This window comes from Terrabacter sp. P5_B1, assembly GCF_056400505.1.
Genome location: NZ_JBFULD010000178.1, coordinates 1 through 8,546 on the forward strand (window position 1 = coordinate 1; position 8,546 = coordinate 8,546).

The following is an 8,546-nucleotide window of genomic DNA, read 5'->3' on the forward strand; positions in this document are numbered from 1 at the left end:
CGCGCGACCTGGACCTCGTCGACGCGGTCGTGACCGGGTCCGTCGCTGCGGTGTCCGAGACCGGCACGATCGTCCTCGACGGATCACCGCTGTGCGGTCGACGGATGATCACCCTCGTCCCCGACGTGCACGTCTGCGTCGTCACGGTCCTGAGCATCGTGCAGACGGTGCCCGAGGGGCTCGCGCGGCTCGACCCAACCCGTCCCCTGACCTTCGTCAGCGGGCCGTCGGCCACGAGCGACATCGAGCTGAGCCGGGTCGAGGGCGTCCATGGCCCCCGGACCCTCGTCGTCGTCGTCGCGGGCTGAGTCGGCCGCGACGAGGCCCGCCACGGCCCCGGACCCGTCGCGCGCACCTACCCCCGGGGCGAGCCCACCCGGGACTCCTGAACCATGTCCGTGGTCGCGATCGGACCTTCCGCGCCCTCCGGGTGCGGCACCGCAGAACTCGATGCGGGCAGGCGCACGGTGAAGGTCGAGCCCTGCTCCGGGGCCGACTCGACCTCGACGCGACCCCCGTGTCCCTCGACGATGGCGCGCACGATCGAGAGGCCGAGACCGGAGCCCTGGATCGCGCGTTCGTTCGCGGCACTCGTGCGGTAGAAGCGCGTGAAGACCCGGTCGAGGTCGGCGGCGGGGATGCCGATGCCCGAGTCGGAGACGGTGAGACGCACCGTGCAGACGTCGTCGGCGTCGTCGGCGTCGTCGGCGTCGTCGGCGTCCGCGACGCGCGCCGTGAGGCCGATGCGGCCGCCGTCGGGCGTGAACTTCACGGCGTTCGTCAGCAGGTTCGTCACGACCCGCTCGAGCGCCACCGGGTCGCCCTCGATCCAGAGCGGCCGGGGGGCGACGTCGAGGTCGCGCTCCAGCTGTCGTTGGCCCGTCACCGACGCGACCGAGTGCCACGCCTCGTCGATGACCTCGGCCAGGTCGAACCGGCACGGGTGCAGCTCCAGACGCCCGGACTCGATGCGCGAGTGGAGCAGGAGGTCCTCGATGAGCGACAGCAGACGCCGGCCGTTGCGGTCGACGCGCGCGACGAGCTCGAGCTGGCGATCGGTGAGCGCGCCTGCAGCGCCGTCCTCGAGCATCTCGGCGTAGCCGAGGACGCTCGCGAGCGGGGTGCGCAGCTCGTGGCTCACCGAGGAGACGAAGTCCGACTTGGTCCGGTCGAGCGCGGTCAGCTCCTCGACCGCCTGGCGCTCGCGGTCGAGCGCGACCTGGAGGGCGACCTCGGTCTGGCGCCGGCGCGTCACGTCCTCGGCGACCCCGAGGTAGCCGGTGAGATGCCCGCCCGCGTCGCGGATGCCGCTCACCGTGAGCGACACCGTGCGATGGGTCCCGTCCTGGCGCAGGTAGGTCCAGTCGCGCGTCTCGCGCCCCCGCGCACACGGTGCACGAGCACGTCGAAGCCGGGCTCGATCCCGAGGTCCCTCGCCACGCCCGCGATCTGCTCGGCGTCGTGCAGCACCAACCAGTCCCGACGACCGACCAGCTCGGTCGCCTGGTAGCCGAGGACGTTCTCGGCGCCGCGGTTGAAGAGCGTGATGACGCCGTCGAGGTCGGCGCCGACGATGACCGTCGCCGTGGCTGCCTCGAGGACCGCCTCGACGAAGGAGCGGGCCGCGCGCTCGTCGGTCACGTCGACGCCGGTCTTGACGAGGTGGCTCCGGTGACCGTCGTCGTCGGTGAGGTAGGCGTTCGTCCACACCAGGTGCCGCACCCCGAGGCCCGGCACGTCCCAGTCGTGCTCCTCGGCCAGCGGCACGGCACCGTCCGCGATCGCCGCCATGCGGGCAGCGAGGGCCGGGCGGTCCGCGACGGGGAAGACGTCGGCCGCAGGCCGCCCCACGAGGTCGCCCTCGGCGCCGCCCAGCAGCCGGGCGGCCGTGGCGTTGAGCCGCGCGATGACCCCGCGCCGGTCGACGACGATGATGACGCTGGCCGCGGTGTCGAGGACACCTGCGGTGAGCACTCCCTCGGCACGCAGCTCGGCGAGCGCCGATCGCCGCTGGGTCGCGGCCACCGCCAGGGACAGGGTGGTCACCGCCGCGGTGACGAGGAACGCCTGCGTCAGCGTGCCGACGGTCTCCGGACGGATGCCACCGTGGCGGGCGGCTGCGGCGAACGGCCCCCCTCCGATGATCGTCAGCCGCACGGTCAGAGCGCCGACGACGATGAGCTGGACGGCGACGGTGCGCAGGCCGAGCCGCAGCGCACCCCAGACGAGTCCCGGGATCGGCAGGAAGACGAGCGGCAGGGACTGCCCGCGGTGGAACACCCAGAACGTCACCCCGACGACCACGATCCACTGCACGAGATCCTCAAGGTCGGGACCGCGAGTGCGCCGGCCGCGGGCCGCGATGCCGAGCGGCGCCATGACGAGGACGGCGGCCCCGTGCGAGGACGCCGCCGCCGACACCGAGTCGAGGAAGTTCCCGCCGAGGGCGAAGTGCGCCGTGAGCCCGGCGAGCAGCCCGATGACCACCGCACCGGTGACGGTCGCAGCGATCAGCCGCCACAGGTCTTCCATCGAGGCGAGCCGTGGTCGCCGACCGCGCGCGGTGAGCAGACCGTGCACAACGGCGACTTCCGCCGCGTTCGCGGTGCCGTAGAGCAGGCTCACGAGGGTCGGGCGCCCCCCGTAGACGTTGGCCGCGGCGCTCGAGACGAGGACCCCGAGGACGAAGAGGAAGGAACGTCGGGGTCCCGGGTCGGTCGCGAGCAGGAAGCAGACGGCCAGGCCTGCTGCCGGCCACCAGGGCGCGACGGTCGACCCGGCCAGGGAGAAATGCACCGAGGCGGCCCCCAGCGCGAAGACCCCGACGAGTGTCAGTGCCGCCAGGGTCCACCAGCGTGGACGGAGCCACTCCGCGCGGCTCACTCGCCCCCGCCGTCTCTGGTCGGTCGACGCGTGGCGTCCGGGGCAGCCGGGGGCGCGGACCTCCTCATGGCCCCATGATGTCGCAGTTGCCTGAGAAGATCGGGCAAAAGGAACTATTCGGAACAGTGTCGAGATCGGCGACCGACCCCGCGGGGACTCACCGGTCGGGACTCACCAGCCGGACTGCATCGCGGAGTGCTCGGGGGCCGGCGTACGGGTGAGCTGGAGGTACCCACCCGGCATCTCGCGCCTCTCGATGACGCGGCGGGCGATGCCGCTCGCGGCCGCGACCGCGACGGACTGGTCGACGAAGGTCGGGTCCGTGCACGTGAAGTCGTGCCCCTTCCACCGGATGGTGCAGCCACCTGCCGCGCGCACGTTGCGCACCCAGTCGGTGCCGCGGCCCCAGGGCAGGCTGATGACGAACGTCGTCTCGGTGTGCAGGACGGCGACCGGCGTCGCGTAGGACCTGCCGCTCGAGCGTCCGGTGTGGCGCAGCACGGCCCACACCGGCAGGATCCGGTGACCGGCCAGCCGGACGGCGACCTTGTTGAACTGCTTCGCGCCTGCGGGAGGACCGGCCATCCCTCCACTATCCTCGCGCGGCACCGGCACGGGTGGCCGATCCGTCGACAGGCCCGACCACGTATGCCGTGGGGCCGGGCGCACGCGTCGGGCCCGCTCGGGCTCAGCCCAGGTGCCCGCGCACCGAGGCGTGCCCCTTGAGCAGGTTGCGGGCGATGGTGCGCCGCTGGATCTCGTCGGTGCCCTCGTAGATGCGCAGCAGGCGGAGCTCGCGGTACCACCGCTCGACGGGCAGCTCGCGGGTGTAACCCATCCCGCCGTGCATCTGCAGCACGCGGTCGACGATCTCGTTGGCCTTGACGCCGCCGTAGAGCTTGGCCATCGACTGCGACTGCCGCGAGTCGATGCCCCGGTCGACCTGCCAGGCGGCGGTCAGCACGAGCCACCGCAGCGCCTCGATCTCGACGGCGGAGTCGGCGACCATCCACTGGATGGCCTGGCGCTCGGCGATGGGCTGGCCGAAGGTGACGCGGTTGCGCGCCCACTCCATGCCCATCTCGACGAGCCGCTCGCACGAGCCGAGGGCGCGCGCCGGCAGCATGTAGCGGCCCTTGCCGATCCAGCGCATCGCGAGCTCGAAGCCCCGGCCCTCCTCGCCGAGGATCGCGGACTGCGGCACGCGCACGTCCTCGAAGACCAGGGCGGCCGGACCCCACTCCCCCATCGTGTCGATCGGCGTGCTCGTCCACCCACGGTCGCGGTCGACGAGGAAGCACGTGACGCCGCCGTCGGTGCCCTTCTCCTTGTCGGTGACCGCGAAGACCATGACGAAGTCGGCCTCGTTGCCGCCGGTGATGAAGGTCTTCTCGCCGTTGATGACCCACTCATCGCCCTCGCGGCGGGCACTGGTGCGGATGGCACGGGCGTCGGACCCCGCTCCGGGCTCGGTGATCGCGAAGCACGACTTGCGGGTGCCCTCGATCGTGGGCAGGAGGTAAGTCGTCTGCTGCTCGTCCGTCGCGCTGAAGAGGATGTTGTCGGCCTCACCGGCGAAGCGGAACGGCACGAACGACCGGCCGAGCTCGATCTCGATGAGCGCCGCGACGAGGGCGCCCTGCCCCATGCCACCGTGACTCTCCGGCGTCTGGATGCCGAAGAAGCCGGACGAGCGGGCCTTGTCCTGAAGGGTTTTCAGCTCATCGGCCGTGAGTCCCCGCTCACCTCGGCGCTCGCGCTCGAGCACCTGCGGCTCGARCGGCACGATCTCCTTGCGCACGAAGGTCCGCACCCAGTCACGGATCTCGCGCTCCTCGGCGCTGAGGTCGAAGTCCATCGTCGGTCCCTTCGTCGTGCGGTCTGGTCGGGTCGGCCCGGTCGGCCCGGTCGAACAGCGGGGCGTATGCCGTCCGCGCGCGGTCAGCGGGCGGCATACCTGCGCAGCTCGGCCTTGGCGAGAGCGTTCTTGTGCACCTCGTCGGGGCCGTCCGCGAAGCGGAGGGTGCGGATGCCGGCGAAGGCCGCGGCGAGCTCGGTGTCCTGGCTGAGCCCGGCGGCGCCGTGGGTCTGGATCGCCTTGTCGAGGATCCACTCGACGGTCTTGGGGGTGGCGATCTTGATCGCCTGGATCTCGGTGTGGGCGCCCTTGTTGCCGACGGTGTCCATGAGCCAGGCCGTCTTGAGGACGAGCAGGCGCAGCTGCTCGATGCGCACCCGGGACTCGGCGATCCAGTCACGGACGACGCCCTGCTCGGCGATGGGCCGGCCGAAGGCGACCCGCTCGGACGCACGGCGGCACATCGCCTCGATGGCGACCTCGGCCAGGCCGATCGAGCGCATGCAGTGGTGGATCCGACCGGGGCCGAGGCGGGCCTGGGCGATGGCGAAGCCCGTGCCCTCCTCGCCGATGAGGTTGCTCGCCGGCACCCGGACGTCGGTGAAGCGCAGCTCGGCGTGACCGCCGTGGTCGCGGTCGTCGTAGCCGAAGACCTCCATGCCACGGACGAGCTCGAGACCCGGGGCGTCGCGCGGAACGAGGACCATCGACTGCTGGCGGTGCCGGTCGGCGTCGGGGTCGGTCTTGCCCATGACGATGAGGACCTCGCACTCGGGGTTCATCGCCCCGGTGATCCACCACTTGCGGCCGTTGATGACGTAGTCGTCGCCGTCCCGGCGGATCGACAGCTCGATGTTGGTGGCGTCGCTGCTCGCGACGTCGGGCTCGGTCATGGCGAACGCCGAGCGGATCTCCCCGCGCAGCAACGGTTTCAGCCACCGGTCCTGCTGCTCGGCGTTGCCGAACTGGGCCAGCACCTCCATGTTGCCGGTGTCGGGCGCCGCACAGTTGAGGACGGCCGGGGCGAGCCGGATGCAGCGGCCGGTGATCTCGGCGAGCGGGGCGTACTGGAGGTTGGTCAGTCCGGCTCCGTGCTCGCCGGGCAGGAAGACGTTCCACAGGCCGAGGTCGCGGGCCTCCTGGCGCAGCTCCTGCAGCACCGGGGCGGTGCTCCACGCCCAGCGGTCCGGCAGGGCAGCGACCTGCTCGTCGAAGACGGGCACCGACGGGACGATGCGCTCGTCCATGAAGCCGAGCAGCGTCGTGCGCAGCTCCTCGGTGCGGGCGTCGAATCCGAAGTCCATGTCAGCTCTCCTTGAGGGCGGCGAGGCCGGCCGTGACGAGGGGGACGGTGGCCTCGCCGATGGTGGCGAAGCCGCCCCCGACGGTCTGGCCCCGGGTGTAGCGGTAGTGGATGCCCTCGAGGATCACGGCGAGCTTGAAGTAGGCGAGCCCGAGGTGGAACGAGAGGTGGCCTAGGTCGCGGCCGCTGGCGGCGGCATACCGCCGGCGCAGCTCGGGGCCGGTGATGAAGCCCGGCGCCCGCGAGACGTCGGAGACGGCGACGGAGTCCATGAGGAGCGGGAGCCGCTGGTAGGCCTCGAGGAGCGCCACGTCGGTGAGGGGGTCACCGAGCGTCGCCATCTCCCAGTCGAGCACCGCGGACACCTTGTCGTCGCTCGTGACGAGGAGGTTGTCGAGACGGAAGTCCCCGTGCACGATCGTCGGGTCGCCCTGTGCCGGAACGGATCCGGCCAGCCGCTCGTGCAGCTCGTCGATGCCGGGCAGGTCTCGGCTTCGCGAGGCGTCGAGCTGCTGCTTCCAGCGCCGGACCTGCCGCTCGAGGAAGCCGTCCGGGCGGCCGAAGTCGGCCAGGCCGACCGAGGCGGGGTCGACCGCGTGCATCGCGACGAGCGTGTCGACCATCCGCTCGCTGATCGCGCGCACCCGCTCGCCGCCGAGCGGCTGGAGCTGCGCCTCGAAGCGGTAGGGCGTGCCCTCGACGCGCTCCATGACGTAGAACGGGGCGCCGACGACGTCGGGGTCGTCGCACACGGCATACGTGATGGGGACGGGGACGGCGGTGTCGCGCAGGGCGGTGATGACGCGGTGCTCACGCACCATGTCGTGCGCGGTGGCGAGTACGTGCCCGAGGGGTGGGCGACGCACGATGACGGTGCTCGTGCCGTCCCCCACCTCGTAGGTGAGGTTGGACTTGCCGCCCGCGACTACCCGCCCGGTCAGCGGCCCGTCGAGCAGACCGGGGGCCTCACGGTCGAGGAAGCCCCGGAGCGCGTCGAGCGGCAGTCCCGGCGGGTCGGTGCGGTCGGCGTCCGTCACGTCAGTCCTTCGGCCCGCCGGCGACGTAGATGACCTGACCAGAGACGAACCCGGCCTCCTCGCGCACGAGGAAGGAGGTCGTGGCCGCGATGTCCTCGGGCTGGCCGACGCGCGCGACGGGGATCTCCTTGGCCGCCCCCTCGAGGAACTGCTCGAAGGTGATGCCCATGCGCTCGGCGGTCTGGCGGGTCATGTCGGTGGCGATGAAGCCCGGGGCGATGGCGTTGGCCGTCACGCCGAACTTGCCGAGCTCGATCGCGAGCGTCTTGGTGAAGCCCTGGAGGCCGGCCTTGGCGGCGGAGTAGTTGGCCTGGCCACGGTTGCCGAGCGCGGAGGTCGAGCTGAGGTTGACGATGCGGCCGAACTTCGCGTCGATCATGTGCTTCTGCGTCGCGCGCGTCATCAGGAAGGAGCCGCGCAGGTGGACGTTCATGACGGCGTCCCAGTCGTCGGCGCTCATCTTGAAGAGCATGTTGTCGCGGATGATGCCCGCGTTGTTGACGAGCACCGTCGGGGCGCCGAGCTCGGTGGCGACGCGCTCGACGGCGGCCTGCACCCCGGCCTCGTCGGAGACGTCGACACCCACGGCCAGCCCCTTGCCGCCAGCTGTCTCGATGTCGGACACCACTGCGGCGCAGGCGGACTCGTCGAGGTCGAGGACGGCGACGGCATACCCGTCAGAGGCAAGGCGCTTGGCGACGGCGGCGCCGATGCCACGCGCGGCGCCCGTGACGATGGCGGTGCGCTGGGTCGTCGTGTCGGTGGTGGTCGGCTGGTCGCTCATGCGGGCTCCTGGGTCGAGGTGGTGGAGGTCTGGATCTGGCGGTCGAGCTTCTGCTGGAGCCGGTTCWTGCCGGCGAGCCAGGCGTCGGGGTCGGCGGCGCGCTGCGCGTAGTAGTCGCGCACCTCCGGGTGCGGCAGCACGTAGAAGTCGTCGGTGGCCAGCGCCTGCCACGCGGCGTCGGCGACCTCGTCGGCGGTGAGCGTCGCGTCGAGGGTGAGCAGGTCCTTGAGCGGCCCGGAGCCGTCGAGCATCCGCGTCTGCACGCCCTGCGGACAGATCGCCTGGACGACGATCCCGCGATGACGGTAGGTCGCGCTCAGCCACTCCGCGAAGGCGACGGCGGCGTGCTTGCTGACGGAGTACGGCGCGTCTCCGAGCATCGTCAGCAGGCCGGCGGCCGAGGCGGTGACGACGAGGCGCCCGCCGCCCGCGTCGAGCCAGCGGGGCACGAGGTGTCGGGCCGCACGCACGTGGGCGAGGACGTTCGTGTCGAGGGCCCGCTCCCACTCGGCGTCGACGGCGTCGAGACCCTTGAGCGTGCCGATGCCCGCGTTGGCGAAGAAGACGTCGACGTCCCCCAGGTGGCCGTATGCCGTGTCGACGAGGTGACGCACCCCGGCGTCGGTCGACGTGTCGCCGGGGACGGCGAGCGCGCCGAGCTCCTCGGCGACCGCGTCGAGC

General features: G+C 71.9%; 9 protein-coding genes. 1 reads left to right on the top strand and 8 read right to left on the bottom strand.

Annotated elements, in window-relative coordinates; genetic code table 11:
- The coding region (locus tag AC1DP0_RS13505) for a LutC/YkgG family protein (RefSeq protein WP_478085068.1) at positions 1 to 308 on the top strand (308 nt) is incomplete at its 5' end.
- Between the two features lie 47 nt (positions 309 to 355).
- Here AC1DP0_RS13505 and AC1DP0_RS13510 read toward each other — a convergent pair.
- From AC1DP0_RS13510 to AC1DP0_RS13545, 8 genes are all read right to left on the bottom strand, one after another.
- Positions 356 to 1,354 (bottom strand): sensor histidine kinase, encoded by a 999-nt coding sequence (locus AC1DP0_RS13510; protein ID WP_478085076.1) that lies wholly within the window; start codon positions 1,352 to 1,354, stop codon positions 356 to 358.
- Positions 1,312 to 2,883 carry a PAS domain S-box protein gene (locus tag AC1DP0_RS13515; protein WP_478085069.1) on the bottom strand — a complete coding sequence of 524 codons (1,572 nt, stop codon included), beginning with the start codon at positions 2,881 to 2,883 and terminating at the stop codon, positions 1,312 to 1,314. The genes AC1DP0_RS13510 and AC1DP0_RS13515 overlap by 43 nt, the downstream gene beginning before the upstream one ends.
- A 171-nt stretch (positions 2,884 to 3,054) precedes the next feature.
- Complete coding sequence (locus tag AC1DP0_RS13520; protein ID WP_478085070.1) at positions 3,055 to 3,468, bottom strand: nitroreductase family deazaflavin-dependent oxidoreductase; 414 nt, start codon at positions 3,466 to 3,468, stop codon at positions 3,055 to 3,057.
- Between the two features lie 103 nt (positions 3,469 to 3,571).
- On the bottom strand, positions 3,572 to 4,741 hold the full coding sequence (locus AC1DP0_RS13525) for an acyl-CoA dehydrogenase family protein (protein WP_478085071.1): 1,170 nt from the start codon (positions 4,739 to 4,741) through the stop codon (positions 3,572 to 3,574).
- A gap of 83 nt (positions 4,742 to 4,824) precedes the next feature.
- Entirely contained in the window at positions 4,825 to 6,045 is a 1,221-nt protein-coding gene (locus AC1DP0_RS13530) for an acyl-CoA dehydrogenase family protein (protein ID WP_478085072.1), read from the bottom strand.
- A 1-nt stretch (position 6,046) separates the two neighbouring features.
- Positions 6,047 to 7,081 carry a phosphotransferase family protein gene (locus tag AC1DP0_RS13535; protein WP_478085073.1) on the bottom strand — a complete coding sequence of 345 codons (1,035 nt, stop codon included), beginning with the start codon at positions 7,079 to 7,081 and terminating at the stop codon, positions 6,047 to 6,049.
- A gap of 1 nt (position 7,082) precedes the next feature.
- Complete coding sequence (gene fabG / locus AC1DP0_RS13540) at positions 7,083 to 7,865, bottom strand: 3-oxoacyl-ACP reductase FabG (protein WP_478085074.1); 783 nt, start codon at positions 7,863 to 7,865, stop codon at positions 7,083 to 7,085.
- Positions 7,862 to 8,546, bottom strand: a 685-nt coding sequence (locus tag AC1DP0_RS13545; protein WP_478085075.1) for an SDR family NAD(P)-dependent oxidoreductase, incomplete at its 5' end; no start/stop codon positions are given. The genes fabG and AC1DP0_RS13545, both read right to left, overlap by 4 nt.

Excerpts from the sequence above, each read along its gene's own strand:
- AC1DP0_RS13520 (WP_478085070.1), bottom strand. The coding sequence starts at position 3,468 with ATGGCCGGTCCTCCCGCAGGCGCGAAGCAGTTCAACAAGGTCGCCGTC.
- AC1DP0_RS13530 (WP_478085072.1), bottom strand. The coding sequence starts at position 6,045 with ATGGACTTCGGATTCGACGCCCGCACCGAGGAGCTGCGCACGACGCTG.
- fabG (WP_478085074.1), bottom strand. The coding sequence starts at position 7,865 with ATGAGCGACCAGCCGACCACCACCGACACGACGACCCAGCGCACCGCC.